Raw genomic sequence first — 25,978 nt, forward strand, 5'->3', positions numbered from 1 at the left:
CGGACGCCGGATGGGAGATGCCGAGTCATGCCTGGATCGCCTCGCGGATGGCAGCGCGCGGGACGATGATCATGTGAATCCAGACCTGCTCGTCGTAGATGGAGCGGGCCGCGACGAGCGCTAGGTCCTCGTCCGCTTCGGTGACGGTGCCGACGTGGTGGAGCGGGTCCTCGTACGCCTTGCGGGCGAAGACCTCCCAGACGTCACCGCGGTCCCCGGGAGCGGTCACGCGACGATCCCCAGACTGCGCATCGTCGCGCGCGCGTCCTCGCGGATCCGGCTGCGTGTCCACACCGGATCCCAGACCACGTCGATGGTCACGATGTCGACGTCGGGCTCCCGGCAGAGTCGTTCGCGGATGTCGTCCTCGATGAACTCCATCGCCGGACACCCCATCGAGGTGTAGGTGAGTTCGAGGTCGACGGCACGTTCGTCGGGACGGTAGGCGACGGACACGATGAGGCCCAGTCCAACGACGGAGATCGGGATCTCCGGGTCCTCGACCTGGCGCAGCGCGAGCCAGAGGCGCGCCTCGACGGCCTGCTCCGGAGTCAGCGGCGCCGCGGCGGCGGCCTCGGCCACCGCCTCCTGCCGCGTGATCAGGCCCGCGGCAGTCATGACGCCATCGCCTCGCGGCGAGCGCGGTAGCCCTTCTGCAGCCGGCCGACGTAGTCCACGTTCATCGTGCCGCGGCCCTTCCACCGAGTCATCACCTCGTCCCATCCGCACAAGCCTTCGTCGAGGAGCCAGGACTTGCGCTCGGCGTCGAATCGCGCCGGAAACGGGCAGTCGATCACGTAACAGTCCTGCTCGGCGTCGAAGTGCGCCGGGACCTCGAGCCCGACCTCCTCCATGAACGGCACCACGTGGCCCATCCAGTCCTGCCGGAGCTCGTCGTTGGACTTGCCCTTGAAGCCGTAGTCGAGCTGGACGGAATGGCGCTTCTGCCGGTCGGGCAGCCCGAACCACTCGAGCGTCAAGATGAACATCCAGTCGAGCGACTCCTGCAGACGCTGTTTCTCGTCCGGGTCGGCGGCGAGCTTCTTGACCCAGGTGCGGCCGTGTCGCAGATGAAAGGTCTCTTCCTTGTCGACCTTCGCCAGGGCGCGCTTCCATGGGCCGAACGTGCTCGAGTTGTGCACGTCGGAGAGCAGGACGAACCCAGCCTGGTCGTACAGCGTGTTCGCCAGGACCAGTTCGCGCCACGAGTCCAGCGGGATGTCGAATGCGTAGGGGTACTTGAACTCCGCGGGCTCGCGCTCGTAGATGAGCTCCGCCATCTCAACCCCGAGATCGCCCAGCAGGCGGTAACCGATGTGGGCATGGGCGAGCTCGTCCTGGACGATCGACATCGCTGAGCCGTAGTTGTTCAGCGCCGGCGCGTGCGTGGCCGCGCGCAGGTAGGCAGGAGCACTGACCAGCTCCGTGTCGGCTGACACCGTGAGGATCCGGCGGATGCCGCTGAGGTAGTCCGGCGACATGTGCTGAAGCCCCTCCACGAGCCGGCCTGACGCGAGGTGATCCCGGACCCACTGCTCACTGCGCGGTGCCAGCTCTTCGATCGTTGAGGCGTGCGACGTCATCGGAAAACAGACTCCCACATTGCATGACAAAGAATTGACGTTCGGTACGCTACCGTCAATCATGCGCCGTCGTCAAGTGTCGGATGACGGCCAGACGCTTTCCTCATATAAGACGTTTGACGAACGGTCGCGACGATGTAGTCTTTCGTTTAATGGTGTCGAACGGCGAACGTGCAGTGCTCGCCCGAGCGTCCGACGCGGGCGTCGTCACGCTCACGCTCGACCGCCCGGAGAAGCGCAACGCGATCGACGCGACGCTGCTCACGGCGCTTGCGGACGCGCTCGAGCACGCGGCCATCGATGCCGATGTCCGCGCCGTTGTTCTGACCGGTGCCGGCGGCGCGTTCTGCGCCGGGGGCGATATCGGGGGTTTCGACCAACTGCGCGACGGGCGCACGTACCGTCACGCCTCCCACCGGCTCTCGGACCTGATCGAATCGGTCGAGCGACTGGAGAAGCCCGTGGTCGCGGCAGTCGGCGGCGTGGCCATGGGGGCGGGGCTGGCGCTCGCGCTCGCCTGTGACTGGCGGATCGGCTCGCCGCGCACGCGGATCCTGTTGCGCGAGGGGCAGATCGGCCTGATCCCGACGCACGGGGGTCTGACACGGCTGGTGAAGCACCACGGGCTCGCCCGCGCCAAGGAGATTCTCCTCGGCGGCGACGACCTCGACGCTGACGCCGCCCGTTCGGCCGGGCTGCTCTCCGAGCTCTGCGCGCGAGACGAAGACCTGCTGCCCGCGGCGCACGACCGTGCGCACCGCATGCTCGCGCGCGCGCCGCTGTCCTTCGGTGCCGCCAAGCGTCTGCTTCACCTGGCGGCCGACGTGGACCAGCGCAGCGCCATGGTCGCGGAGAGCCTCGCCCAGACCCATCTGCTCCAGAGCGCCGACCACCAAGAGGGCCTGGCCGCCGCCCGCGAGCATCGTGCACCGGTGTTCACCGGAGCCTGATGCCTCACACACTTGCCCATCACCGTCGCCGTGTCACGACGGCACCCACCCCACGAGGAGACTGCCAATGGAAGCGTCGATGCTGATCGGAGGAGAGTGGCTGCCGGCCACCTCCAGCGAAGAGATCGAGATCGTCAACCCGGCGACCGAGCAGACCGTCGGCGCGGTACCGAGCGCCGACGCGGTCGACGTCGATCTCGCCGTGGCGACCGCCAAGCGGGCGTTCCCCGGTTGGGCGAAGACGGACGTCGAGCACCGGGCAGGAATCCTGCACAAGGCGGCTGACCTCATCGAGGCCGGCGCAAGGGACCTGGCCGCCGTGCTGACCGCCGAGCAGGGCAAGCCCGTCGGCGAGGCCCTCGGCGAGGTCCAGCATCTCGCGCACGGGGTGCGCTATTACGCCGAGGCTGCGACCAAGGTGCGCGGCAGCCACCAGGCGCTCCCCTCCTCGTTCGGGCCTGCGTACGGCCTGGTCGTGCATCGCCCGCTCGGTGTCTGCGCGGCTATCACCCCATACAACTTCCCGCTGACGTTGCTCGGCACCAAGGTCGCGCCCGCCCTGGCGATGGGGAACACCGTAGTGGCCAAGCCCGCCGCCACCACCCCCTTGGCGACGCTCGCGGTGGCGCGCCTGTTCGCGGAGGCCGGAGTTCCGGACGGCGTGCTGAACGTCATCACCGGCCGCGGATCGGTCGTCGGCGACCTGCTCGTCGGCCACCCCGACGTCCGTCGCGTCGCGTTCACCGGGTCAACGTCGGTCGGCCGTCACGTGATGTCCGTCGGGGGCCCGCTGCTCAAGCACATCTCGCTCGAGCTCGGCGGCTCTGATCCGGTGATCGTCTGCGCCGACGCGGACATCGAGGCGGCGGTGAAGGCGGTGAACATCGGCCGCTACTGGAACGCCGGCCAGGCATGCCTCGGCTGCAAGCGCGTGTTCGTCCACGAGAAGGTCTACGACGAGTTCGTCGCCCAGCTCAGCTCCCGCGTCGGCCGTTACTCGCCGGGCGACGGGACGCAAAAGGCCGAGAAGCCGAACATCCGCATGGGCCCGGTCCACACCCGAGCGGCACGCGACGAGCTGCTTGAGCAGCTCGAGGACGGCATCAAGAGCGGCGGCGAGTTGGTCATCGGCGGCGGCACCGGTGACAGCGACAAGGGCTACTTCCTGCAGCCGGCGATCGTCGCCGAGCCCGGTGCCGACTCGCGCCTGATGCAGGAGGAGGTCTTCGGGCCGATCCTGCCGGTGCTTCGCTACAGCGAATTCGACGACGTCCTCGAGCGCGCGAACAACACTCCCTACGGGCTCGGCTCCTCGATCTGGACGCACGATGCCCGGCTGATCCATCGCGCCGTGCAGGAGATCGACGCCGGCATGACGTGGGTCAACCAGATGCACTACGGCTACGACGAGCTGCCGTTCGGCGGCACCAAGGACTCGGGCCTGGGCAAGGAGCACGGCCTTGAGGCCCTCGACAGCTACGTCGAGACCAAGAGCGTCGTGATGGGAGGGCTGGCCTGATGGGTTCCCCTGAAGTCGTGACCTACAGGGTCAAGAACGGCGTGGGCACGATCACCCTCGACAACCCTCCAGCCAACTCGTACGACCTGCAGGTCATGCAGTCCCTCGGGTCCGCGGTCGACGAGGCGATCGCGAGCGACGCGAACGTCGTCATCCTCCGCTCGGGGAGCACGAAGTTCTTCTCCGCGGGCGCCGACGTCAAGAAGTTCCTCGAGGGCGACGTCGAGGGCAACATGGAGATGATCCGCACCAGTCAGGCGACGTTCAAGCGGATGGGCGCAGCGCGCCAGGTGTTCATCGCGCACATCAACGGGCACGCCCTCGGCGGTGGCCTGGAGATCACCCTCGGCTGTGACCTGCGCTTCGCGAGCGAGGGTCGCTACAAGCTCGGCACCCCCGAAGTCACGCTCGGCCTGCTCCCCGGCAACGGCGGCACGCAGCGCCTGACGCGGCTGATCGGGGCCTCCCGGGCGATGGAGCTGCTGCTCACCGGCCGCACGTTCTCGGTCGAGGACGCCGTCCAGTTCGGGCTGATCCACGGCGTCTTCCCCGCCGAGAAGGCTGAGGACGCCGTACGCGAGGTCGCCGAGCGGCTCGCCGCCGGCCCGACGCTCGCGCTCGCGGCGATCAAGCGCTGCGTGCACGAGGGCTCGCAGCTCGCGCTCGACGACGGCCTCGCCCTCGAGCAGGATCTCGTCGAAGACCTGTTCCGGTCGGCCGATGGGCTCGAGGGGATGACGGCGTTCGTCGAGAAGCGCCCGGCCGAATTCACGGGCGCATGACGCCGCCATCGACCGAGAGGTTCCCCTCGTGAGTACTACTGACGTCATCGCGTTCGAACGCGGCCTGTTCATCGACGGCGCACCCCGCCCGCTTGCGGGCGAGAGCCTGTGCATCACCAACCCCGGAACCGGCGAGCACGTCGGCCGTGCCGCGTCCGCGTCGGCCGCCGACGTGGACGCCGCGGTCCGCTCGGCTCACGCCGCACAGCCGGCGTGGGCCCGGCTGGGCTACTCCGCCCGCGGCGAGATCCTCGCCGCCTGTGCCGAAGCCTTCGAGGCTCACGTTGACGAACTCGTCCCGCTGCTCGTGGCCGAGCAGGGCAAGACGATCCGCGAGGCGAAGATCGAGCTGCACAAGGCCCCGGACACGCTCGCGCACTACGCGGGGATGTCGAAGGAAGTCCGCGGCGTGTCGGTGGCTGGGCTGGCCCCCGGCGTCGACGGACGCGTCATCCGGCGCCCGCTGGGTGTCGTGGCCGCAATCGTCCCGTGGAACTTCCCCACGACACTGCTATGCAACAAGCTCGGCCCCGCGCTGTTGTGCGGCAACACGGTCGTCGCCAAGCCCGCCGACACCACGCCGTTCACGACTCTGCGGCTCGCGGAGATCCTCACCGAGGCCGGCCTGCCGCCCGGGGTGCTGAACGTCGTGACCGGCACCGGGCCGGTCGCCGGAGAGGCGCTCGTCACCCACCCGCTCGTGCGCAAGGTCGCGTTCACCGGCTCCACGCCAACCGGCGAGCACGTCGCCGCCTTGGCGGCCAAGGGCAGCAAGCGCGTCACCCTCGAGCTCGGCGGCTCTGACCCGATGATCATCTGTGAGGACGCCGATCTCGCGAAGGCCGCAAGCGCCGCGAGCATGGGGCGCTTCTACAACTGCGGGCAGGCGTGCCTGGCGATCAAGCGCGTCTACGTCATGGACTCGGTCGCCGACCAGGTGATCGAGTCGATCGCGGCGAAGGCCGGGCGCCTTCGCGTGGGCATCGGCAGCGACCCCGACGCGCAGTTGGGACCATTGCACTCCCGGGCCCAGCTCGAGCAGCTCGAGCGTCAGGTTGACGCGAGCATCGCCAGCGGCGGCGAGCTCCTTGTCGGCGGAAGGCGCCCGGGCGACGAGGCGCTGGCGAACGGCCACTTCTACGAGCCGACGGTCATCCTGGACCCGGCGAAGGACTCGCCGATGGCCGTCGAAGAGGTCTTCGGGCCCGCGCTCCCGATCTGGCGCGTCGCCGATCTGGACGAGGCGATCGCCCTGGCCAACAGCTCCGAGTTCGGCCTCGGATCCTCGGTCTGGACCCAGAGCCTGCAGACCTCCGAGCGGGTCGCGGCGGAGCTGGACTGCGGCTACACGTGGATCAACTCGCCGACCAAGGTCTACGACGAGCTTCCGTTCGGCGGGCTGAAGGCCTCCGGCTACGGCAAGGAGCACGGCTCAGAGGCGTTCGACTTCTACACCGACAAGAAATCGATCGTCGTCAAGCGCACGCTGTGAACCCGACGATGCATCTGTCCGGGAAGCCCCACCGCCCATGACGGGCGCGGTGATCGTCGAGGCCGTCCGTACTCCGATCGGACGACTCGGTGGCGCGCTGGGTGACGTTCGGAGCGACGACCTCGCTGCGAACGTCCTGGCGGCTGCCGTTGCAAGGTCCGGAGTCACTCCGGCCGACATCGAGGACGTCGTGCTCGGCTGTGCCAACCAGGCCGGCGAGGACAATCGCGATGTCGCCCGCATGGCCGCGCTCCTCGCCGGCTTCCCGGTGGCGGTCGGTGGGGTCACCGTCAATCGGCTGTGTGGGAGTGGTCTTGAGGCGGTCGCGCAGGCCTCCCGGGCGATTGCCGCCGACGTCGGCGAGGTCTACGTGGCCGGCGGAGTGGAGTCGATGACCCGGGCGCCGCTGGTCATGGCCAAGCCGCCGCGCGCGTACGACCGCGGGGACCGCATGGTCCACGACAGCGCGCTCGGGTGGCGCTTCGTCAATCCTCGCATGGAGTCCCTCGGCCATACCGACCCCCTCGGCGTCACCGCCGAGAACGTCGCCCGTCAGCACGGCATCTCCCGGGAGGAGCAGGACCGCTTCGCATTGGCCAGTCACACCAAGGCACTCGCCGCCGTCGACCGTCTGGCGGCGGAGATCGTCCCGGTCGGCGCCGGCCCGGACAGTGTCACCGCCGACGAGGGCCCGCGCGCCGACACTTCACTTGAGCGCCTCGCGCGACTACGACCCATCTTCGCCCCCGACGGGACAGTGACCGCCGGCAACGCAAGCCCGTTGAACGACGGCGCCGCTGCCTTGGTACTCACGTCCGCGAACTACGCGCAGACTCGTGGTCTTGAGGCGAAGGCGCGGGTGCTCGGCGCAGCCGCTGCGGGGGTGGAGCCGCGGGTCATGGGCCTCGGGCCGGTCCCCGCCGTGCACAAGCTCCTCGGCCGCCTCGGGCTGACCCTCGATGACATCGACCTGATCGAGCTCAACGAGGCCTTCGCTGCTCAGACGATCGGCGTCTGCCGGGAGCTTGACCTTGATCCCGAGGACGCGCGCCTGAACCCCAACGGCGGCGCGATCGCGCTCGGACATCCCCTCGGTTGCTCGGGCGCCCGGCTCGTCACGACGCTCGTGCACGAGCTGCAGCGGCGCCCCGACGCCCGCTACGGTCTGGCCACCATGTGCATCGGCGTCGGCCAGGGCGTCGCCCTCGTCGTGGAGAGACTCTGAGGTGAGCGGCATGACCGCATACCTTCCCCACCCCGTGACCAGCCACGATGAGCTGCAGGCCGAGCTGACGCGGGCCTTCGAGCATCTCCAGGGCGCCCTCGCCGCCGGCAGCCCGGTCGTCGTCCTGCTCGAGGAGCGCAATGTGCAGGCGACCGAAGAGCCGCTGGCCGCCGCGCTTGCCCACGGCCTGATCGGTCTCGTTCGTGCCGCAGCGATCGAGGGGCGTCAGGCCGGGTGGCACGTCGCGGCGCTCTCGTACCTGCCGCACACCGACGATGCCGAGTTGCAGCGCTGGGTCGGGAGCCTCGCCGCGTCGGCGTCGACGTCTGGGAGCCTTGTTCGGCTCGGGGGCGAGCACCTCGGTCGGGTGGCGGTATGAGCGGCCCCCTCGACGTTCGAGAGGGCACGCCGCTGACGATCGTGACCGGCGCATCCGGAGCCATCGGCCGTGCGATCACGGCCGAACGCATCCGTGCCGGCCACGCCGTGCTGCTCGTCGACGTCGCCCCGCAGGTCATCGACCACGCCGCTGCACTGCGAGCGAGCGGTGCCGCGGTGGCCGCCTGCGTCACCGACCTCACCGACCCCGGCGCGGCGGCCGTCATCCTCGCTGCCGCGGAGGCGCTGGGCTCCCCCACCGTGCTGGTCAACAACGCCGGGATCACCCGGGACGGACGTCTCCTGAAGCTCTCGGCGGACGACTTCGCTGCGGTCATCGGCGTCAACCTCCTGGCACCCATGCGCCTGGCCGAAGCGATCGCCCCTCGCCTGCCGGACGGCGGCTCCGTCATCAACATCTCCTCCCGCGCTGCCCTCGGGAACTTCGGCCAGGCCAACTACGTGGCGGCGAAGTCCGCGCTCGTCGGTGCGACCCGCGCGTACGCGCTGCGCTGGGCGCCGAGGGTCAGGGTCAACGCCGTCGCCCCAGGCCTCGTGAACACGGCGATGACGCAGGCGATGCCTCCGGAGGTCCTCGACAAGCTGGTCGGGCGGATTCCCGCGGCCCGCGCAGCCGATCCGGCAGAGATCGCCGAGACAGTGGGCTTCCTCGCTTCATCGCGTGCGTCGTACACCACCGGCCAGGTCCTGTTTGCCTGCGGCGGACGCAGCCTTGCCGCCTGATCCGGACACCTTGGACACCTCACCCGACACCTGCAGCGACACCCCGGGAACGACGGTGACCGACCACCGCGAGGACGTGACCGTCGACGGCCACCGGATCGAGGTGGTCCGCTTGGACGGCGATACGCGGCGGGCTGCGCTGGTGCTGCTGCACGAGGGCCTCGGCTCGGTGGGACTCTGGCGCGGATTCCCCGCTTCCCTGCAGGCGGCAACAGGCCGCCGGCTGATCATCTACTCGCGGTTCGGGCACGGGCGATCCGCCCCGCCGCCGCAGCCGCGGACTCCCGCGTTCTTCGGCGAGGAAGCTCACAACGTCCTGCCCAAGCTGCTCGCCGAATGCGGCGTCGAGCGCCCGATTCTGATCGGGCACAGCGACGGCGGTTCGATCGCGCTGGTCCACGCGGCCGCACACGCCGTGGGCGGCATCGTCCTCATTGCCCCACATGTCGTGGTCGAGGACATGACCATCACGGCGATCGAGGAAGTGCGGGACGTCTTTCGTGGCGGACGGCTTCGCGAGCGCATGACCCGCCATCACGACGACCCTGATGCGGCGTTCTGGGGCTGGTGCGACGTCTGGCTTGATCCCGCTTTCCGCGCCTTTAATCTCCAGGCCGACGCCGAGAATGTCTCCGCCCCGACCTTGCTGATCCAGGGTGCGGAGGATCCGTACGGCACGCTCGATCAGCTCGACCGGATCCAATCACGCGTCCGCGGCCCGGTCGAGCGCTTGGTCGTTCCCGGGGGACATTCCCCCCACCTCGAGCAGCCGGCGGCGGTGGTGGAGAGGATCGCCGCCTTCACCGCAGAGCTGGCGTGACGGTCCTGGCCATCCGGTCGGCGATGTCAGGCTGCGAGGCGCTCGGTCTCAAGCGCGTCGAAGTACTCCTGCGCACCTGCGTGCCACGAGTCGTGGCGCTCGCGGAACACCTCGAGCGCGCGCTCGCGAGGCCACTTCGCCGGCAGCAGTTCCTCCGGAAGCCCTGGGTCCAGGAACGGGAATTTCCGCCACTCGTGCACGAGCATCGTCTGGGCGGCGAACAACCCCGCGGGGCTCTGCGGGCGCGATCGTGCGAACCGGTCGATGAACTGACGGTAGCCCGCGTGCAGCCCGTCCAGGTCCCACGCACCGGTGACGACCTGTTGCGGATCGCCGACGTTCCCCATCTCCGCGCGGAACGTCTGCAGCTCGGCGACCGAGTCGTCGCCCTGCAGATCTCTGAGCTCGCTCTCGCGGTCGATGTGCGGGCTGATCCACAGGCCGCCGCCGAGCGACCCGAAACCCGCCCACGCAAGGCGGGTACGAACCTGGTGGCGGACTTCGCGACGCTGCTCCGGGACGCGCAACACGACAAGCAGCCAACGACCGTCCCATGCCCATGGCTCCCCGAACGCATAGATGCGCTCGGTGCCGGTCTGCAGCATTGCGGCGGTCGAGTCCGTCAGCGTCACACGCGACCGGCGTCCATGACGCTCGGCCGTGAGCCAACCTTGGCCGACACTCCGCGCGAGCGCTTGGCGCGCCGCGTGCATCTTGTAGTCGAGCGCCCCGAGGGCCTCGACAAGCGTCTCCTGCCAGACCCCCTCGCCGCGGGGCAGCACGTACTCCCCCAGCACGGTCAAGAGCATCGATCGCGCGGCGGGTGCCCCCACGGAGCGGCGACGGAGCTGATCTTCCACGACCCACGACACTACAGCGAAGGCGGCGTCACGCGCATGTCAGACATCACCGAATCCGCAGCCGGTCACGCCCGGATCACGTTGACGCGCCGGGTCGAGTGGATCGATACCGACGCTGCTGGCATCTATCACTGGACCACGGCGTTCCGGTTCGCGGAGGCCGCCGAAGCTGCCCTGCACACAGCGCTCGGCATTGTCGACCAGACATTCGGAGTGACGCCACGAGTCGCCGTGGCGACCGAATTCACGCGGTCCCTACGCTTCAACGACGAGGTATCCGTCGAACTCGCGGTCGAACGTGTCGGCCGGACGTCCCTTCGTTATGGCTTTGGAATCATCGGCCCACAGGGCGTCGCGGTCACGGGGACCCTGACCATCTGCCTCGTCGACGCCACCGCGGGTCGCCCAGTGCCATGGCCAGAAGAGACTCGCCTTCGTCTCGAAACCGGCGGACCGCAGCAAGAGGTCCGGTGACTCAGCCGTGCACGCCAACGGCTCTCCCTACCAGGCGGCGGGCGGCTTCAGCTCCACCAGCACCGCCACCTCGTGCCCTTCTGCGGTGAGCGTCCGCTCGAGCATCCGGCGGACGGAAGGGTCATCGTCGACGACCAGGATGAGCGAGCCCACCGTGCCAGAGCAGGCGCGCGGCACCCGCCCGGCTGAACACCGCCTGAATGTGCACCTGGCGCGGGGCCTGGCGCGAACGGACGATTGCCGCGTGTCCGCAACCGAAACACGAGACCACGACGATCCGTCGCGTTGCCCCGTGAAGCACGAAACCCCCCTGGCGAGAGGGGGGCTTCGAAGTAGCGGGGGCAGGATTCGAACCTGCGACCTTCGGGTTATGAGCCCGACGAGCTACCGGACTGCTCCACCCCGCGACGGACTGGGAATACTAGCACCACCGGGCCACCCGCGACGGCACCCCGGCGAGGCGACCGTCAGACCGGGCGGGCCGCGTCCGTGTACTGCGCGGCGTACTCGGGCGACGCGGCGATGACCTGGACCACGTCGACCAGGAGGCCGTCGGGGTCTGACGTGATGAAGTGGCGCTGGCCCCAGTCCTCGTCCCGGAGCGACCGCGCGATCGGGAGGCCCATCGCCTCCGCTCGCCGGTGGACCGCGTCGACGTCCTCGACCTCCACGGTGACGAGCGCGCCCATGGGAGCAGCGGCGAACCCGTCCGGGATCGACGCGTGCGTGCGGGCGACCGTGGCCAGCTGCGGCCCGCCGCCGGGCGCAGCGAGCGACACGTACCAGTCGGCGGTGAACGTCCGCTCGAGCGCGAGCAGCTCGCAGTAGAACTCCGCGGTCACCTCCGGGTCCTCGCTCATCGTGACCGGGTACAGGGCATGGGTCGTCATCGCTCCTCCTTCAGGGGAACCGTGAGGCGGGTGGTGTGGGGGTCGAGGTAGGTCTCGCGAACCGGGCCGGCGGGCTCCAGCCCGCGTTCGTGCACCCAGGCGAGCAGCGGCCACCAGCTCAGCGCGAGCGTGTCGCGCGGGCCGTCGTGGACGACTGCGGCACACGGCCCGCCCGGCAGGTCGACGGCGGTCGTGCCCGGCGGCGGCGACGCGCCGGCCGCAAGCGGCACGCCGAGGACGACGTCGAAGCTGTCCGGCACGTCGACCGGGAAGAGCGCGACGAACGGCGGCGACGGATCCGGCAGCGCGGCGGCGAGCGCATCGGCGAGCGCGGTCGTCACCGCGCCGACGGTCTCGGGGGTCGCTTCGCGGGTCAGCGCCCATAGGCGACCGGGCGCCTCGCGGACCACCGTCACCTCGGGATCGCGCTCCGGCTCTGCCGCCAGGCGGCTGAGCATCGCGACGCTGCGCGCCGCCCGGTCGAGCTCCGCAGCGCGGCGGTCGCGCTCGGCCTGAAGCAGCGCCGACGCCGCCTCCGGCTCGGCCACGAGCAGCTCGCGGACCGTCGCGAGCGGGACGTCGAGCTCCCGCAGCAGCGCCACCGTCGCGGCCGTCCGCGCCTGGCGACGGTGGTAGAAGCGGTACCCGGTGTCGGGGTCGACGACCGCGGGCGCGAGCAGCTGGAGCTCATCGTACCGGCGTAGCTGCCTGACGCTCAGCCGGGTGAGGCGGGCGAAGCGCCCGATCGAGAGCAGGTCAGCGGCCATGGCCCCAATGATCGGGCCTCCCCCCGCGGGAGGGTCAAGCGCCGGCTACTGGACGTCGAACTTCCACTCGCCGTCCTCCTTCACGAACTTGGCCGTCGCCTCGCCGGACTTCGTCTCGTTCGTGACGGTGGCCTTCTCGCCGTCGACCTCGATCTTCTTGATCTTGCTGGCCTTCACGTCGGCCTCGCTCGGCGGGTCGGCCTTGACCTGCTTGACGCACGCCGCCTTGCCGCCGGGGATCGACTTCAGGGCCGCCGCGGAGAAGTGGTCGCAGAGGGACGCCGGGTTGTCCTTCACGTCGTTGATGACGCTGGTGATCTTGTCCTCGTCCGAGTCGCCGCCGCCACCGCACGCAGCCAGCGTGACCATCGGGACGGCGAGGAGCGCGAAAAGGGACTTGCGGCGGTGCATCAGGGACAGCTCCGTTCAGCGGACGAGGGACGGAAAACGGGCTCAGACACTACATCGCGGTGGATCGTGGCAGTCCCGCGCCACGGCGAACGCGCCACGCCGCCGGCGGCGCCCGCGACGACAAACGGCGCGCCCCGCAGAGCGGAGCGCGCCGTCGCCGTCACCTGTCCCAGGCGGGACCCGGCAGTGGTGGCTACACCGCCGCCAGCTTGAAGCGCCCGACCAGCGACTCGAGCACCTCGGCCCGCTCCGCCAGCTCCTGGGCGCTGACCGCGATCTCCTGGGCGGAGGCGGTCGTCTCCTGCGTGGACGCGCTGACCTGCTGCGCGGACGCGGAGGACTGCTCGGCGACGCTCGCGACGTCGACCATGTCCGTCTGGACCTGCGTGGACGAGTCCGCGATCTGCTGGATCGCGCCCGCGATCTGCGCGACGCGCTCGTTCATGTCGTCGACCGACTGCCCGATGAGCAGGAAGCTCTCGCGGGCCTGCTCGACGGTGGACGCGCCCTCGTCGGTCCGGGACGCACCGGCCGACACGGCCTCCATCGCGCGGCGGGTCTCGCTCTGGATCTCCCCGATCAGCGAGCCGATCGAGCGGGCTGCCTGCTGGGACTCCTCGGCGAGCTTGCGGACCTCCTCGGCGACGACCGCGAAGCCGCGGCCCTGCTCGCCGGCGCGGGCCGCCTCGATCGCCGCGTTCAGCGCCAGCAGGTTCGTCTGCTCGGCGATGTTCGTGATCGTCTCGACGATGCCGCCGATCTGCTCGCTCTTCTTCGCGAGGTCCCCCATGACGCCGCTGACGGCGGACGAGCTCTCCCGCACGCCGACCATGGCGGCGGTCGCCTGCTCGACGGCCTTGGCCCCCTCGGTCGCGACCTCGCGGGCGTTTCGCGCCGCGGTCGTCGCCTCGGCGGCGGACGACGCGCTGGACTGCGTGGCGGTGACCATCTCCTCGGTCATACGCTGCGCGCTCTCGACGGTCCGCACCTGACGCTCGGCACCGTGGGCGACGTCGCTGACCGCGTGCGCGATCTCCCCGATCGCACGCCCGGCCTCGTCGCTGGAGCGCGCCATCTGCTGGCTGGCGGAGGACAGCTGGGACGCCATCACGGCGACCTGGCCGACGAGGTCGCCGAGCTTGGCGGTCATCTCGCCGAACGCGTTGCCGAGGGTGTCCTCGGTGCCCTTGGAGCGGATCTCGACGCTGAGGTCACCGGCGGCGACCACCTCGACCGTCGATGCGACCGTGGCCAGGTCCTCGCGCATCGTGTTGTACGCCTCCAGCGACGTCTGCGCGCGGCCGAGCATCCCGTTGAAGATCTCCGCCAGCGTGCCGGGCGCCAGCCCGTCGCCGGTCTGCACCGGAGTCGTGACGGGGATGACCTCGATCGTCAGGTCGCCGTCGCGGCTCATCGCCTCCAGGCCCTTCTGCAGGTTGGTCAGGCAGTTGCTGTTGAGCGAGTCCAGGCGCGGGACCAGCTGGTCCAGGCACGACTGGTCGCCGAGCGCGGAGCGGAAGTCCTCGCGCGTGGTGTTGTACGCCTCCAGCGACGTCTGCGCGCGGCCGAGCATTCCGTTGAACGTCTCGCCGAGCTGCCCGACCTGCTGGCCGTCCCGCGCGGTGATCGGGGTCGTCGCCGGCTGCACGTCGACGGTCAGGTCGCCGCGGGACATCGCGCCGAGGCCGACCTCGAGGTTCGTGAGGCAGACGCTGTTCAGCGACGTCATGCGCTCGCCGAGCTGCTTGAGGGACGACTGGTCGCCGAGGCCCGCCCGCAGGTCCTCGCGCGTCGCGTTGTACGCCTCCAGCGACGTCTGCGCGCGGCCGAGCATCCCGTTGAAGATGTCCCCGAGCTCCCCGAGCTCCTGCCCGGGCCGGGCGGACAGCGGCGAGGTCACCGGCTGGACCTCGACGGTCAGGTCCCCGGCCTCCATCGCCTGCAGGCCGTCCTTGAGCGAGTTCAGGCAGTTGTTGTTGAGCGACGCCAGCCGGCCGCGCAGCTCGTGCAGGCACGACTGGTCGCCGAGCGCCGAGCGCAGGTCCTCGCGCATCTGGTTGTAGGCGTTCAGGGCCGTCTGCGCACGACCGAGCATCGAGTTGAACTGCACGACGAGCGCCTGCACCTGCGGGTCGTTCGACGCCGCGGTGATCGGCGTCGTGGTGGGCTGCGCGGCGATCGTGAGGTCGCCGGTGGTCATTCCGGTCAGCCCCCGCTCGAGTGCCGAAAGGCAGTTGTTGTCCAGTGCGGCCAGGCGCTCGGAGAGCTCGGCGACGACTGGATCGTGCTTGGGCTTGCGGCTGAGGAACGACATGGATTCCCTTCTGGTGGTGGCCCCGACGGTGACACTCGGGGTTCTCGACCATCGGCCGCCCAGATTGAGAGCATCCGCCCTGTGGCCCGTGTCCTCGTCACCCGCCGGCTGCCGTTCGCGGCGCTCGATCGCCTCGCCGCCGAAGGCCACGAGGTGACCGTCTGCGACGGGGAGCTGCCGCCGGACCGCGCGACGCTCGAGCGCGCGATCGCCGGCGCGGACGGCCTGCTGTGCATGCTCACCGAGCGCGTCGACGCCGCCCTGCTGGACCACGCGCCGCAGCTGCGCGTCGTCGCGAACTACGCGGTCGGCGTGGACAACATCGACCTCGCGGCCTGCGCCGCCCGCGGCATCCCGGTCGGCAACACCCCCGACGTCCTGACGGCGGCGACGGCGGACCTCGCGTTCGCGCTGCTGCTCGCCGCCGCGCGTCGCCTGGCCGAGGGCGAGCGCGCGATCCGCGAGGGGGACTGGCACACGTGGGTCCCCGATCGCTGGCTCGGCGCGGACGTCCACGGCGCGACGCTGGTGATCGTCGGCGCCGGGCGGATCGGTGAGGCGGTCGCCCGCCGCGCCGCCGGATTCGACATGCGCGTGCTGCGCGTCGGGCGCTCGGACGACCTGCACGCGGCGCTGGGCCAGGCGGACTTCGTCAGCGTCCACACCCCGCTGACCCCGGCGACGCGCCACCTGATCGACGCCGCCGCGCTTGCCGCCTGTCGCCCGGGGGCGATTCTGGTCAACACCGCGCGGGGCGGCGTCGTCGACCAGGTCGCCGTCGCCGCGGCCCTGCGCTCGGGTCACCTGGCCGCCGCTGCGCTCGACGTCATGGACCCGGAGCCCCTGCCGCCGGACGACCCGCTGCTGGACGCGCCGAACCTGCTGGTCGTCCCCCACATCGGGTCGGCGACCCGCGGCGCCCGCGAGCAGATGGCCGAGCTCGCCGTCGCCAACGTCCTCGCCGGGATCGCCGGCGAGCCGCTCCCCCATCCAGCGCCGTCGCCGACCCTGCCAGACTGAACAGCAAGACGATGACGCCACCTGCCCGACTCGATCGCAAGAGCGCACGCAACCTGCTGCTCGTCAACGCCGTCACGCGCCCGGTGAACCTGATCGCCGCGCTGGTTGCGCTCGTGGTGGTCGCCGGGATCGCCGGCGGCGCGGGCCTCCTGGCCGGCCTCGTCGTCCTGGCGGGGATGTCGGCCCGCACGTTCTTCGACGAGGACGAGGCAGAGAAGGTCTTCCGCGAGCACCGTGAGCAGCGGCAGGGCGTGGCGGACGGTGCCCCGCCGCCGCCACCGGCCGGCGTGCGACAGCGCATCCTGAACGCCGCCGCGCCCACGGGCCCGGCGCTCCCCCCGGCCGCCAAGCGGATCGACCCGTCCACCATGCCCGAGCAGTTCGCGGTGCACCTGCGGTCCGCCCACCGCACCGAGCAGTCGGTCAAGGACGCGCTCGCGCAGACGGGCAAGGAGTTCTCCGGCCTCGGGCAGGAGCTGTCGCTGATCATCGACGACATGGAGAAGACCGCGGCTCGCGCCAACATGGTCAACACCTACGTCCGCGGCCAGAACCCCACGCACCTGCAGGCCGAGCTCAACGCGCTGCGGGCGAACAACGGCTCGCAGGCGCGGATCGACCAGCTCAACGACCAGCTCAAGAGCCTCTACCGCCTGCAGCGCAAGGTCGAGGACTACGTCCACCAGCTCTCCTCGCTGACCGGCGCGCTCTCGACCGTCGCCACCAAGGTCGTCGAGCTCGCGCTGATCGGCGACGAGTCCGGCGGGGCCGATCTGCTCGCCCAGGCCCGCGGCCTGCGCGAACAGGTCGATGAGCTGCAGAACATCCTCCGCGACCCCGCCGTCTAGGCAGCGACGAACATGCGCGTCACCGTCGTCGACGTGGGGACGAACTCCACGCGCCTGCTCGTCGCGGACGTCGTGGACGGGACGATCACGGAGCTCGAGCGCGAGTCGACCGTCACGCGCCTGGGTCACGGCGTCGACGCGTCCGGGTCGCTCGCCCCCGAGGCGATGGACCGCGTGTTCGCCGCGCTCGCCGCCTACCGCACGCTGATCGACCGGCACGACGCCGGCGGCGCAACGATCGCCGTCCTCACGAGCGCGGTCCGCGACGCCGCGAACGGCGCCGAGTTCACCGCACGGGTCCGGGCGGACTTCGGCCTCGACGCGCGCACCATCACCGGCGATGAGGAGGCCCAGCTCACGTTCCTCGGCGCGACCGACTCCCGGGCCGCGTCTGCCCCGGTGCCGGTGGCGGTCATCGACATCGGCGGCGGCTCGACCGAGTTCGTCGTCGGTGCGCGGGCGGCCGTGGACTTCCATGTCTCCACGCAGGTCGGCGTCGTCCGCCAGGGCGAGCGCCACATCCGCAACGATCCGCCCACCCGCGAGGAGCTCATCGCCGTGGCGGCCGACGTCCGGGCCACGTTCGCCGCCGCTGTCCCGGCACCGGTCCGGGAGTCCGTCCGCGCCGGTGTCGCGGTCGCCGGCACGGCCACCTCAGCGGCCGCGATGCTGCTGGAGCTCGAGCCCTACGACCCCGAGCGCGTCCATGGCTACCGGCTCGGCCTGCCCGAGTGCGAGGCGCTTCTCGCCCGTCTGGCCCAGCTGGACGAAGCGCAGCGACGCGCCCTTCCCGGCCTGCACCCCGACCGGGCTCCGACGGTCATCGCGGGGATGGTCATGCTCGTCGAGGCGATGCGGCTGCTCGGCCTGGAGACGGTCGAGGTCTCCGAGCACGACATCCTGCGGGGCGCCGCGCTCCACCTCGCCGGCACCGCCTGACCCGCGAGACCCCACTTCTGGGGACCGCCCTGGACGGGTGTCCGATTGTGCGAACGATGACGTGCCCCGATACTCACCTTGTCGGGAGCGAAGGCGAGGAACCGCAAGGTTCCCGCCAGATGGCCCGGCATACATAGTCCGGGCGATCAGCCGCTTCATCCCGGCGCCTCCCGCCGCCCGGACACCTCATCGGCCCTGCATGGCACGTACCCCTGCCCGTCCTGACGGGGCCAAGTTTGGAAGCCGCCTTCGGGCGGCTTCCGACGTTTAAGCGTGGATCCAGGCTAAGCGGTCGGCGGCCCGGCGTCCTCGGACGGCGGCGCCACGCGGCCCTCCGGCACGTCCTCGGGCGCGAACCGCACACCGGCCACCACGAAGCGCCACATCTCCTCCGTGAGCGCGGACTGGGACGGACGCCGGCTGCGCGTGAGCGCTTCGGCGATCGCGACGCGGAACGCGCCCATCAACATCGCGCCGATCATCCGCGCGTCGAGGTCCTCGGGGATCTCGCCCTGCCGCTGCCCGCGCTGCACGCTGCGGGCGGCGTCGTCGACGAGCTTCGTGATGAACCGCGCCTCGACGGCGGCGACCTCGCCCTCGCGCGCCAGGAGCGTGAGCACGATCGGTGCCAGCGGCTCGCGGTAGTAGAAGGCGACCGAGCGCTCCGTCCGCCCGCGCTCCCGCGCCGCCCAGTCGAGCGAGCGGTCGTCCCCCTCCCCCGTCTCCTTCAGCGAGCGGTCGTAGAAGTCGGCGACCACCGTCGCCACGAGGCCCGCCTTGGATCCGAAGTAGCGGTAGAGCAGGCCGACCGAGACGTCGGCCCGCGCGGCGACGGAGGCGACTTCGAGCGCGCCGTCGCGCTCGATGAGCTCGTCCACGGCAGCCTCGAGGAGGCGCGCGCGGGTGGCTTCACCGCGGCGGGTCAGGGTCTGGTCGCTCATGCGCGAGCGACATTACCTGAAACGAGTTCAGCTCCTGGGGCGACGGCTTCTGCCGCCGGGTCAAGTGGCGTGGGCCGCGAGCGCGGCGTGCTCGCCCGGGGTCAGGTCGCGTGCGCAGCGCCCCTCCCCGTCCCAGCCCACGATCACCGTCCGGCCCGTGGCGGCCACCGTGCCGTCGGGCTGCAGGACGTCGTGTCCGAGGGTCAGCGACCGGCCGCCGACCCGCTCCACGCGGACGACCACGTCGACGGTGCCGTGGGCCAGGCGCACCTCTCGTCGGTAGTCGAGCTCCACCCGGGCGAGCACGTACGCGTCGGGCCGCGCGTCCGGGACCCCGAGGTCCGCGATGAACGCGGCCCTGGCCTCCTCCAGGAACTCGTGGTAGGCAGCCTGGTTCGCGTGGCCGAGCTCGTCCATGTCGCGGCGGCGCAGCGTGATGGTCCGGCGGAACTCTGGGCTCGTCATCGGCCGTCGAGGGTAGACGGCAGCCGCGTCTCAGGCCCGGACGGCGTCGGTCACCGGGCCGGGCCGGGTGGCCGCGGCGGCGACGGGCGCGTGCAGACGCACGCGCTCGGTCTTGCCCTTCAGGTCGACCGTGGGCCGTTCGACGAACGCGCCGTGGTCACGCGCGAGCAGCCGGCGCGTGGCCTCCGTCAGGAGGATGTCGTCCCCGGTCTCGCGCGTGACGGACTCCACGCGCGCGGCGGTGTTGACCGCGTCCCCGATGACGGTGAACTCGACGCGGCCGCCGCCGCCGATCGTCCCGGCGACCACCGGCCCCGAGTTGATGCCGACCCCGACGCGGAGCGTGTCCCCGAACCGCTCGTGCACGCTCGCCACGAGCTCCAGCGCCGCCGCCGTCGCCGCGTCCGCGTGATCGGGCAGGTGGTCCGGGGCGCCGAAGACGGCCAGCAGCCCGTCCCCCACGAACTTGTTGGCGTGGCCGCCGTGCTGCGCGATGACGGGCACCACGAGCGCGTAGAAGAGGTTCAGCTGCCGGACCACGTCGGCGGCGCTCGCGCGCTCGGCGAACGCCGTGAAGTCGCGGATGTCGACGAACAGCACGGTGACCTCGACCTCCTCGCCGCCCAACTCGGTGCCCTCGGCCAGCACGCGCTCGGCGAGCTGGGGATCGACGTAGGCGCCGAACGCCTCGCGCAGCAGCTCGCGCTCCTGCAGGCCGGCGACCATCGAGTTGAACGACGCGGCCAGGGCGCCCGTCTCGTCGCCGCCCAGGACGGGAACCCGCACGCTGAAGTCGCCCGCCGCCACGGCGTCCGTCCCGCGGCGCAGCTGGCGCAGCGGCTGCAGGATCGAGTTCGCGAGCAGGATCGACAGCTCGAGGGAGATCGTGAACGCCACCACGATCGCCGCGGCGACGCCGATGCCGAGGTCGTCGATGGAGCGGTCGCCCCCGCTGGCGGAGACCCCGGAGACGACGACCCCGCTGATGATGTTGATCGCCGGGAGGGCGACGAGCAGGCGCGTCTTCAGCGAGACCGAGGTGCGCCGAGGGTCGACGTCCGGCCCCAGGTCGGCGGCGACCGCCTCGAGCACCGGGCGCGTGATGATCTCCATCGCGAAGAACCGCAGCATCGAGCCGTACAGCAGGACGACGCCGGACGCGCCCGCCAGCGCGAAGAAGGCCGGGAACCACGGCACCTCCAGGCGCCAGGTCGCGAACGCCGCGATCGGCGGGATCGTGATGAGCACCGGATGCAGCACGCGCCGGCGCACGAACGCCAGCGGCAGCCCGGCGAGGGCGTGCCAGGCGGCATCGGCTGCCTCGGGCGAGTGGTCGCCGCGCTGCCACGGGTCGGCCGGCCGCAGCAGCTTCGAGGTCACGCGGCAGGAGATGACGTTGTCGACGACGACCAGCACCTGCGACGCGGCGAGGATCTGCAGGAATGTCGTGCCGTCCGCCCGGACGAACAGCTGCAGGAGGCCGGCGCCGCCGGCGACCACGACATGCGCGCCCTGCATCTGGATGAACAGGACGAGGCGGACGTAGCGTCGGCCGAGCTTCGCGTAGAGCCAGCGCATCGGGCCGCCGAGCATGGGCGGGAGTGTGACGGGCCGACGGGCTTCGCGCCACCCGCGGCGCGGCCCGGCGGCTGCGCTCAGCCGGCGGTCGGCGAGTCCGGCCGTGCCAGCGAGCGGGCCGGACCCGTGACGCGTGCGGCGGCGGCCGCCTCCAGCAGGCGGTCCTCGCCGCAGAACAGGGTCCGTCGCACGCGCACCGCCGGCAGCAGCTGAGCGCCCTGCGCGGTCAGCCGGCGGCCGCGCTCGATCAGCGCGCCATCGCGCCCACGGTCGCCCGCGGCCCTCAGGCAGTCGTCGAGCGGCAGCCCGGCTGCGGCGGCCGCCTCCGCCAGGATGTCCGGGTCGTCGAGGTCGAACCCGCCGCAGAACGCGAGCCGGCAGGCGGCGAGGACGAACGGCTCACCCCGGCCCGCATCGCAGGCGTAGTCGGCCACGCGCATGGCGGACAGGAACGAGACCGGCATCTGCTCCGGCCAGACCAGCGGCATCCGCAGCTCGGTGGCACGGCACTCGGCCCGCTGCTGCAGCTCCTCGTCATCCCGGCAGCCGTCGCCGACGGCGTCCCCCAGGACGGGGACCCAGCGGACCTCCGCGAACCCGCGCGTGACGCGCTCGGCCGCGAGGTACGTCTCCGGCGAGGCGAGGTCGAAGAAGAAAGTCGCCGCGGTGCTCGGGAGGCGATGGTCCAGCCGCTCCGCCACTGCGCCGCGCTGCCGCCGGCGTCCTGCCATGTCGATCACGTCGCCCATTTCGCTCCACCCCGTCCGCGCGCCGCCTCCGGGGCGACGCTACTCCCGGCTCTAACGGCAGGTTTGAAAGAAACTCGCGCTAAGTCGGGTGACTGGTCTGGGTGCGCACAGTGCAGCTGCGACGCGGGCTCGCGGATATTGGCGCGTCGCTCAACAGACCGCGGTAAGGTAGATCGGGAATGACGCCGTCCCACGCGGCATCGAGCACGTCCCACCCCAGCTGAAGGAGCTCGCCATCCCCGCCCCGCCCCCGCCCAAGCGCCACCCCTACGACCAGTGGGCGCCGGATGCGCGCGCACTGGATCTCGTCGGGGACAAATGGACGCTCCTGATCGTCCGTGACCTCGTCGGCGGCCCGCGCCGCTTCGTCGAGCTACAGCGCACCCTCCCCGGGATCTCGACCGAGCAGCTGCGCTCGCGGCTGAACCGCATGGTTGCGGACGGCCTGCTGACCCGCCAGCGCTACCGCGAGGTCCCCCCGCGCGTCGACTACGAGCTGACCGAACGCGCCCGTGACCTGCTTCCCGTGATCGGCGCCCTGGCGCGCTGGGGCTATCAGTGGGCGTGGACCGCGCCCCGCGCCGGCGAGGCCGTCGACATCGGCGCCGTCCTGCGCTCGCTTCCGGGCCTCGAGGCGCCGAAGGGCCTGCGCGGGGTCACCCAGCTGATCGTCACCCGCCCCGACGACGAGGACCGCGTGTACGCGGTCACCGCCAAGAAGGGCGCCGTGACCGTGCAGGAGGAGGCGCTCACCGACGCGCCGACCACCATCAGCGGCACGGAAGCAGCCTGGGTCGCCGCGCTCGGCCCCGACGAGGACCGCAAGGGCCTAAAGATCGCGGGCGACCAGGCGCAGGCGAACGTCCTGCTGGACGGGCTCGCGCCGCTCCACGCGCGGGAAGCCGCCGTCGCCTGACCGACGCCGCCACAAGCATGCAGTCCCGACGACCCGCCCGCGTGCGGGTCGTCGTCGTTCTCGCGGCACTGTCGTCCTCATACCTTTCTCATGAGGTGTGACCGCAACGAACCGGGGGCAAGGACGGTTGCGATGACCATGTCCCACGTTCCGAAAACCCTCCTCGCCCTCGTGCTCAGCCTCGCCGTCCTGGCGGGTGCGCAGAGCGCCCAGGCCGCGACGACGAAGATCGCCGTCGGGGTCGGCGACCAGAGCCCCAACATGTTCGCGTCTCCTGTCTACAAGGCGCTCAAGATGAAGAAGACGCGCTACTTCATCCCCTGGAACGCCGCCAGCAGCAGCTTCGAGCTGCAGCGGGCCGACAACTTCATGAAGGCCGCCAAGGCCGCGAAGGTGAAGGTGCTGCTGCACATCTCGACCGACAACTTCGAGTCCAAGAAGGCGAAGCTGCCGTCGGTCTCGGACTACAAGAAGAAGGTCAAGACGCTGATCACGCGCTACAAGAAGCTCGGCGTGAAGGAGTTCGGCGCCTGGAACGAGGCGAACCACGCCTCGCAGCCCACCTACCGCTCGCCGAAGCGTGCCGCTGAGTTCTTCGTCGCGATGCGCTCGATCTGCTCGGGCTGCACCATCGTCGCGCTCGACGTCCTGGACCAGTCCGGCGTCGCCACGTACATCAAGAAGTTCTACGCGGCCGTGCCGTCGTCCAAGCGGAAGTACGCGAAGATCATCGGGATCCACAACTACTCCGACGTCAACCGTGCCCGCTCGACCGGCACGTCGACGATCATCAAGGCGGTCAAGAAGGCGGACGTCATCGACACCGACTTCTGGCTCACGGAGACCGGCGCGCTGATCTCGTTCGGCAGCAACTTCCCGTGCTCGGAGTCGCGGGCCGCGAAGCGCATGGCGTACATGTTCACGCTGGCGAAGAAGTTCAGGTCCGACATCACCCGCCTGTACTCGTACAACTGGCAGGGCACCGACTGCACGAACCGCTTCGACGCGGGCCTGGTGCATCCGGACGGCTCCCCCCGCCCGGCGTACGACGCGTTCCTCAAGGGTGCGAAGAGCTTCACCCGCTGAATGAGGATCGTGTGAGGACCCGCCGAGGCTCCCGCCTCGGCCGGCTACCCTGGAGGTGCGGCGGCTGCCACCACGGCGCTGCCGCACCCCGGCGCAACCTTCCGCGCCGGGCGGCGTTGTAGCCCCCAGTCCCCACTCACACGTGGAAGCCTCCAGCCTCACATCCCGAAGCGCAGCCGGCCTGCGCGGACCCACTCCGCTCCTGCGGATGGCGGGTGACGAACGTCTCGTCGCCCTCACCCGGCGCGGGAACCAGGCGGCCTACGAAGCGCTGGTCGGCCGCTACCAGTCGCGCCTGCTCGCGTTCTGCCGGCACATGCTCGGGTCCCGCGAGGATGCCGAGGACGTACTGCAGGAGGTCTTCGCGGCCGCCTTCAACGCGATGATCGCCGACGACCGGCCCATCAACGTGCGGCCGTGGCTCTACCGGATCGCGCGCAACCGCTCGCTGAACCACATGCGGCGGCAGACGGCGATCGGCGTGGACTCGATGGACGCGCACTTCGCGGACCACGGCGCCACCACCGCGGACAAGGTCCACGCCCGCGAGCAGTTCCGCGAGCTCATCGGCGACGTGCAGGAGCTCGCCGAGACGCAGAAGACCGCGCTGCTCCTGCGCGAGATCGACGCCCTCTCCTACGAGCAGATCGCCGAGGCGATGGAGACGACGGTCCCGGCCGTCAAGTCGCTCCTGGTGCGGGCCCGCGTGTCCCTGGCCGAAGCGGCCGAGGCGCGACGGCTCTCCTGCGAGGAGGTCCGCGATGAGCTCGGCGAGGTCGCCGAAGGCCTGAAGCGCCGCAGCCCCCCGGTCCGGCGTCACCTGCGCCAGTGCGAGCGCTGCCACGACTTCGACAAGGACCTGCGAACGACGAACCGCCAGCTCGCCGCGATGTTCCCCATCGGGCCGCTGCTGCTGCTCAAGAAGTTCGTGATCATGCAGGGTGCCGGGCAGGCCGCCGCCGGCTCGGCCACCGCCGCCGGTGCGGGTGCCGCCGCGAGCGTCGGCACGAGCAGCGCGCTGTCCGCCGGCATCGGCGCCGTCGTCACCAAGACCGCCGCCGGAATCGCCGCCGCGGCGATCGTGACGGCCGGGGCCGTCGAGGTGGACCACGTCCGCCGCAAGCCCGCCATCGCCGCCAGCGAGGCGCAGGCCGCGGTGGCCAGCAAGCGCGCGGCCGACGCCGCTGCGAAGGTCGCCGCCACCCCGCGCGTGGTCGTCACCACGCCGCAGCCGCTGGAGGCATCCGCCGCCGAGGCCCCCGCGGTCCTTCCCGCACCGTCCCTGTCCAAGCCGGCGCGCGCCGTGGCCAAGCTGACTGCGGTCCAGACCGCCGCCGCCCTCGCACGCCTGAAGGCCAAGCGCGAGAAGCTGCTCGCCGCCACCACGCCCCCGGCCACCCCGGCCGTCGCCGCGGTCACCGACCCCGCTGCGCCGCTGCCGGCGGACGGTCTCGCGCCCGCGGTGACCGGGCAGGTCCCGCAGGTCGTCGGCCCGCCCCAGACGGGCTCGGACACCACGACACTGCCGGTCACCGGTCGCCCCGTGGCGCCTCAGGCCGGCGCGACGACGCCGCCGGCCCAGCCGCCGATCATCGCCGGCGCCCCGCTTCCGGCTGCGCCCGCACCTGCGCCTGCGGCCCCTGCGGCGGACACCACGCCCCCGCCGGTCGCGGCCGCCCCGGCGCCCGCCGCCGAGCCCGTCGCCCCCACGGACGCGGCGCCCGTCCCGACGGACACGGCGCCCGCGCCCGCCGACGCGGCGCCGGCAGCGGACGTCGCAGCCCCCGCGCCCGAGCCCGCAGCCGCACCGGCTCCGGCCGAGACAGCCCCCGCCGCACCCTGAGTCGGTCGGCGGCCGCGGTCAGCCGACCTGGTCGCCCGGCTGCGCGTCCGGCTCCGGGTTCAGCAGCAGGACGAGGCGCTCCGCGGTGTAGGTCCCGAGCACGAGGCACTCGCTCATCACGGGACCGATCTGCTTCGGCGGGAAGTTGACGACGCCGATCACGAGCCGGCCGAGCAGCTCGTCCTTCGCGTAGTTCGTGATCTGCGCCGACGAGCGCCGCTCGCCGATGCGCTCCCCGAAGTCGACCCGCAGCTTCCAGGCCGGCCGGCGGGCCTCCGGGAAGTCGTCCACGGCGACGATCCGCCCGACGCGCATGTCGACCCGCTCGAACTCCGGCCAGGTCAGGTCACGGGCGGGGTCGTCGCTCACGCGGGTCCTCCGAGG

General features: G+C 71.3%; 29 protein-coding genes and 1 tRNA gene. 15 read left to right on the forward strand and 15 right to left on the reverse strand.

The annotated features are described in order from the left end of the window. Positions 1 to 25 precede the first annotated feature (25 nt). Genes DSM112329_RS21445 through DSM112329_RS21455 form a run of 3 tightly spaced genes read right to left on the reverse strand, consistent with a single transcriptional unit; the run spans position 26 to position 1,481 of the window. A complete protein-coding gene (locus tag DSM112329_RS21445) occupies positions 26 to 229 on the reverse strand; it encodes a hypothetical protein (RefSeq protein WP_354698596.1) in 204 nt (67 codons plus the stop codon). Next, on the reverse strand, positions 226 to 618 hold the full coding sequence (locus tag DSM112329_RS21450; protein WP_354698597.1) for a metal-sulfur cluster assembly factor: 393 nt from the start codon (positions 616 to 618) through the stop codon (positions 226 to 228). The genes DSM112329_RS21445 and DSM112329_RS21450 overlap by 4 nt, the downstream gene beginning before the upstream one ends. Further along, on the reverse strand, positions 615 to 1,481 hold the full coding sequence (locus DSM112329_RS21455) for a Phenylacetic acid catabolic protein (RefSeq protein ID WP_354698598.1): 867 nt from the start codon (positions 1,479 to 1,481) through the stop codon (positions 615 to 617). Before DSM112329_RS21455 ends, DSM112329_RS21450 begins: the two co-directional genes overlap by 4 nt. A gap of 254 nt (positions 1,482 to 1,735) precedes the next feature. Here DSM112329_RS21455 and DSM112329_RS21460 point away from each other — a divergent pair, with 254 nt between their 5' ends. The 8 genes from DSM112329_RS21460 to DSM112329_RS21495 all read left to right on the forward strand — a co-directional run bounded on the left by DSM112329_RS21460 (position 1,736) and on the right by DSM112329_RS21495 (position 9,493). Then, on the forward strand, positions 1,736 to 2,533 hold the full coding sequence (locus DSM112329_RS21460) for an enoyl-CoA hydratase/isomerase family protein (protein WP_354698599.1): 798 nt from the start codon (positions 1,736 to 1,738) through the stop codon (positions 2,531 to 2,533). Between the two features lie 79 nt (positions 2,534 to 2,612). Continuing rightward, positions 2,613 to 4,052, forward strand: a complete 1,440-nt coding sequence (locus DSM112329_RS21465; protein WP_354698600.1) for an aldehyde dehydrogenase family protein — start codon at positions 2,613 to 2,615, stop codon at positions 4,050 to 4,052. Further along, positions 4,052 to 4,834, forward strand: coding sequence for an enoyl-CoA hydratase/isomerase family protein (locus tag DSM112329_RS21470; protein WP_354698601.1), 783 nt, complete (start codon positions 4,052 to 4,054; stop codon positions 4,832 to 4,834). Before DSM112329_RS21465 ends, DSM112329_RS21470 begins: the two co-directional genes overlap by 1 nt. Positions 4,835 to 4,862: 28 nt before the next feature. Then, complete coding sequence (locus DSM112329_RS21475; protein WP_354698602.1) at positions 4,863 to 6,326, forward strand: aldehyde dehydrogenase family protein; 1,464 nt, start codon at positions 4,863 to 4,865, stop codon at positions 6,324 to 6,326. A gap of 37 nt (positions 6,327 to 6,363) precedes the next feature. Next, on the forward strand, positions 6,364 to 7,551 hold the full coding sequence (locus tag DSM112329_RS21480) for an acetyl-CoA C-acyltransferase (RefSeq protein WP_354698603.1): 1,188 nt from the start codon (positions 6,364 to 6,366) through the stop codon (positions 7,549 to 7,551). 1 nt (position 7,552) lies between these two features. Beyond that, positions 7,553 to 7,930 carry a hypothetical protein gene (locus DSM112329_RS21485; protein ID WP_354698604.1) on the forward strand — a complete coding sequence of 126 codons (378 nt, stop codon included), beginning with the start codon at positions 7,553 to 7,555 and terminating at the stop codon, positions 7,928 to 7,930. Next, on the forward strand, positions 7,927 to 8,673 hold the full coding sequence (locus tag DSM112329_RS21490) for an SDR family oxidoreductase (protein ID WP_354698605.1): 747 nt from the start codon (positions 7,927 to 7,929) through the stop codon (positions 8,671 to 8,673). Before DSM112329_RS21485 ends, DSM112329_RS21490 begins: the two co-directional genes overlap by 4 nt. 10 nt (positions 8,674 to 8,683) lie before the next feature. Then, positions 8,684 to 9,493 carry an alpha/beta hydrolase gene (locus DSM112329_RS21495; protein ID WP_354698606.1) on the forward strand — a complete coding sequence of 270 codons (810 nt, stop codon included), beginning with the start codon at positions 8,684 to 8,686 and terminating at the stop codon, positions 9,491 to 9,493. 26 nt (positions 9,494 to 9,519) lie between these two features. Here the strand turns inward: DSM112329_RS21495 and DSM112329_RS21500 are convergent, their stop codons facing one another. Continuing rightward, positions 9,520 to 10,353, reverse strand: coding sequence for a PaaX family transcriptional regulator C-terminal domain-containing protein (locus DSM112329_RS21500; protein WP_354698607.1), 834 nt, complete (start codon positions 10,351 to 10,353; stop codon positions 9,520 to 9,522). Positions 10,354 to 10,389: 36 nt separating this feature from the next. On the opposite strand from DSM112329_RS21500, the gene DSM112329_RS21505 reads away from it, so the two are divergent. Beyond that, positions 10,390 to 10,827, forward strand: a complete 438-nt coding sequence (locus DSM112329_RS21505) for a thioesterase family protein (RefSeq protein WP_354698608.1) — start codon at positions 10,390 to 10,392, stop codon at positions 10,825 to 10,827. 27 nt (positions 10,828 to 10,854) lie between these two features. On the opposite strand, the gene DSM112329_RS21510 is transcribed toward DSM112329_RS21505, so the two are convergent. The 6 genes from DSM112329_RS21510 to DSM112329_RS21535 form a co-directional block, all read right to left on the reverse strand. Continuing rightward, the gene (locus tag DSM112329_RS21510; RefSeq protein ID WP_354698609.1) at positions 10,855 to 10,980 is read right to left on the reverse strand and encodes a hypothetical protein; all 126 of its coding nucleotides are present in this window, start codon (positions 10,978 to 10,980) and stop codon (positions 10,855 to 10,857) included. Positions 10,981 to 11,160: 180 nt separating this feature from the next. Further along, positions 11,161 to 11,234, reverse strand: a tRNA-Met gene (locus DSM112329_RS21515). Positions 11,235 to 11,294: 60 nt separating this feature from the next. Beyond that, positions 11,295 to 11,717, reverse strand: coding sequence for a VOC family protein (locus DSM112329_RS21520; RefSeq protein ID WP_354698610.1), 423 nt, complete (start codon positions 11,715 to 11,717; stop codon positions 11,295 to 11,297). Next, complete coding sequence (locus DSM112329_RS21525; RefSeq protein ID WP_354698611.1) at positions 11,714 to 12,484, reverse strand: MerR family transcriptional regulator; 771 nt, start codon at positions 12,482 to 12,484, stop codon at positions 11,714 to 11,716. The genes DSM112329_RS21520 and DSM112329_RS21525 overlap by 4 nt, the downstream gene beginning before the upstream one ends. A gap of 45 nt (positions 12,485 to 12,529) precedes the next feature. Then, a complete protein-coding gene (locus DSM112329_RS21530; protein ID WP_354698612.1) occupies positions 12,530 to 12,895 on the reverse strand; it encodes a hypothetical protein in 366 nt (121 codons plus the stop codon). Positions 12,896 to 13,088: 193 nt separating this feature from the next. After that, entirely contained in the window at positions 13,089 to 15,209 is a 2,121-nt protein-coding gene (locus DSM112329_RS21535; RefSeq protein ID WP_354698613.1) for a methyl-accepting chemotaxis protein, read from the reverse strand. Between the two features lie 81 nt (positions 15,210 to 15,290). Between DSM112329_RS21535 and DSM112329_RS21540 the strand changes: the two genes are divergently transcribed. Genes DSM112329_RS21540 through DSM112329_RS21550 form a run of 3 tightly spaced genes read left to right on the forward strand, consistent with a single transcriptional unit; the run spans position 15,291 to position 18,016 of the window. Further along, positions 15,291 to 16,229 (forward strand): D-glycerate dehydrogenase, encoded by a 939-nt coding sequence (locus DSM112329_RS21540; RefSeq protein ID WP_354698614.1) that lies wholly within the window; start codon positions 15,291 to 15,293, stop codon positions 16,227 to 16,229. An 11-nt stretch (positions 16,230 to 16,240) separates the two neighbouring features. Then, a complete protein-coding gene (locus tag DSM112329_RS21545) occupies positions 16,241 to 17,077 on the forward strand; it encodes a hypothetical protein (protein ID WP_354698615.1) in 837 nt (278 codons plus the stop codon). Between the two features lie 12 nt (positions 17,078 to 17,089). After that, positions 17,090 to 18,016: a Ppx/GppA phosphatase family protein gene (locus tag DSM112329_RS21550; RefSeq protein ID WP_354698616.1), complete on the forward strand. Its 927-nt coding sequence runs from the start codon at positions 17,090 to 17,092 to the stop codon at positions 18,014 to 18,016. A 284-nt stretch (positions 18,017 to 18,300) separates the two neighbouring features. Here DSM112329_RS21550 and DSM112329_RS21555 read toward each other — a convergent pair whose 3' ends face one another. The 4 genes from DSM112329_RS21555 to DSM112329_RS21570 form a co-directional block, all read right to left on the reverse strand. Beyond that, complete coding sequence (locus DSM112329_RS21555; protein ID WP_354698617.1) at positions 18,301 to 18,957, reverse strand: TetR/AcrR family transcriptional regulator; 657 nt, start codon at positions 18,955 to 18,957, stop codon at positions 18,301 to 18,303. 60 nt (positions 18,958 to 19,017) lie between these two features. Further along, positions 19,018 to 19,422, reverse strand: coding sequence for a thioesterase family protein (locus DSM112329_RS21560; protein ID WP_354698618.1), 405 nt, complete (start codon positions 19,420 to 19,422; stop codon positions 19,018 to 19,020). Between the two features lie 30 nt (positions 19,423 to 19,452). After that, positions 19,453 to 21,015 carry an adenylate/guanylate cyclase domain-containing protein gene (locus DSM112329_RS21565; protein WP_354698619.1) on the reverse strand — a complete coding sequence of 521 codons (1,563 nt, stop codon included), beginning with the start codon at positions 21,013 to 21,015 and terminating at the stop codon, positions 19,453 to 19,455. A 62-nt stretch (positions 21,016 to 21,077) separates the two neighbouring features. Continuing rightward, the gene (locus DSM112329_RS21570) at positions 21,078 to 21,749 is read right to left on the reverse strand and encodes a hypothetical protein (protein WP_354698620.1); all 672 of its coding nucleotides are present in this window, start codon (positions 21,747 to 21,749) and stop codon (positions 21,078 to 21,080) included. A 298-nt stretch (positions 21,750 to 22,047) separates the two neighbouring features. Here DSM112329_RS21570 and DSM112329_RS21575 point away from each other — a divergent pair, with 298 nt between their 5' ends. The 3 genes from DSM112329_RS21575 (at position 22,048) to DSM112329_RS21585 (ending at position 25,594) form a co-directional block, all read left to right on the forward strand. Then, complete coding sequence (locus DSM112329_RS21575) at positions 22,048 to 22,665, forward strand: helix-turn-helix domain-containing protein (RefSeq protein WP_354702516.1); 618 nt, start codon at positions 22,048 to 22,050, stop codon at positions 22,663 to 22,665. Positions 22,666 to 22,803: 138 nt separating this feature from the next. Next, positions 22,804 to 23,751: a hypothetical protein gene (locus DSM112329_RS21580; RefSeq protein ID WP_354698621.1), complete on the forward strand. Its 948-nt coding sequence runs from the start codon at positions 22,804 to 22,806 to the stop codon at positions 23,749 to 23,751. A 208-nt stretch (positions 23,752 to 23,959) separates the two neighbouring features. Then, positions 23,960 to 25,594, forward strand: coding sequence for an RNA polymerase sigma factor (locus DSM112329_RS21585; RefSeq protein ID WP_354698622.1), 1,635 nt, complete (start codon positions 23,960 to 23,962; stop codon positions 25,592 to 25,594). Positions 25,595 to 25,612: 18 nt separating this feature from the next. Here the strand turns inward: DSM112329_RS21585 and DSM112329_RS21590 are convergent, their stop codons facing one another. Beyond that, positions 25,613 to 25,963, reverse strand: a complete 351-nt coding sequence (locus DSM112329_RS21590; RefSeq protein WP_354698623.1) for a tRNA-binding protein — start codon at positions 25,961 to 25,963, stop codon at positions 25,613 to 25,615. Positions 25,964 to 25,978 lie beyond the last annotated feature (15 nt).

The organism is Paraconexibacter sp. AEG42_29 (assembly GCF_040581415.1).
GTDB lineage: Bacteria > Actinomycetota > Thermoleophilia > Solirubrobacterales > Solirubrobacteraceae > Paraconexibacter.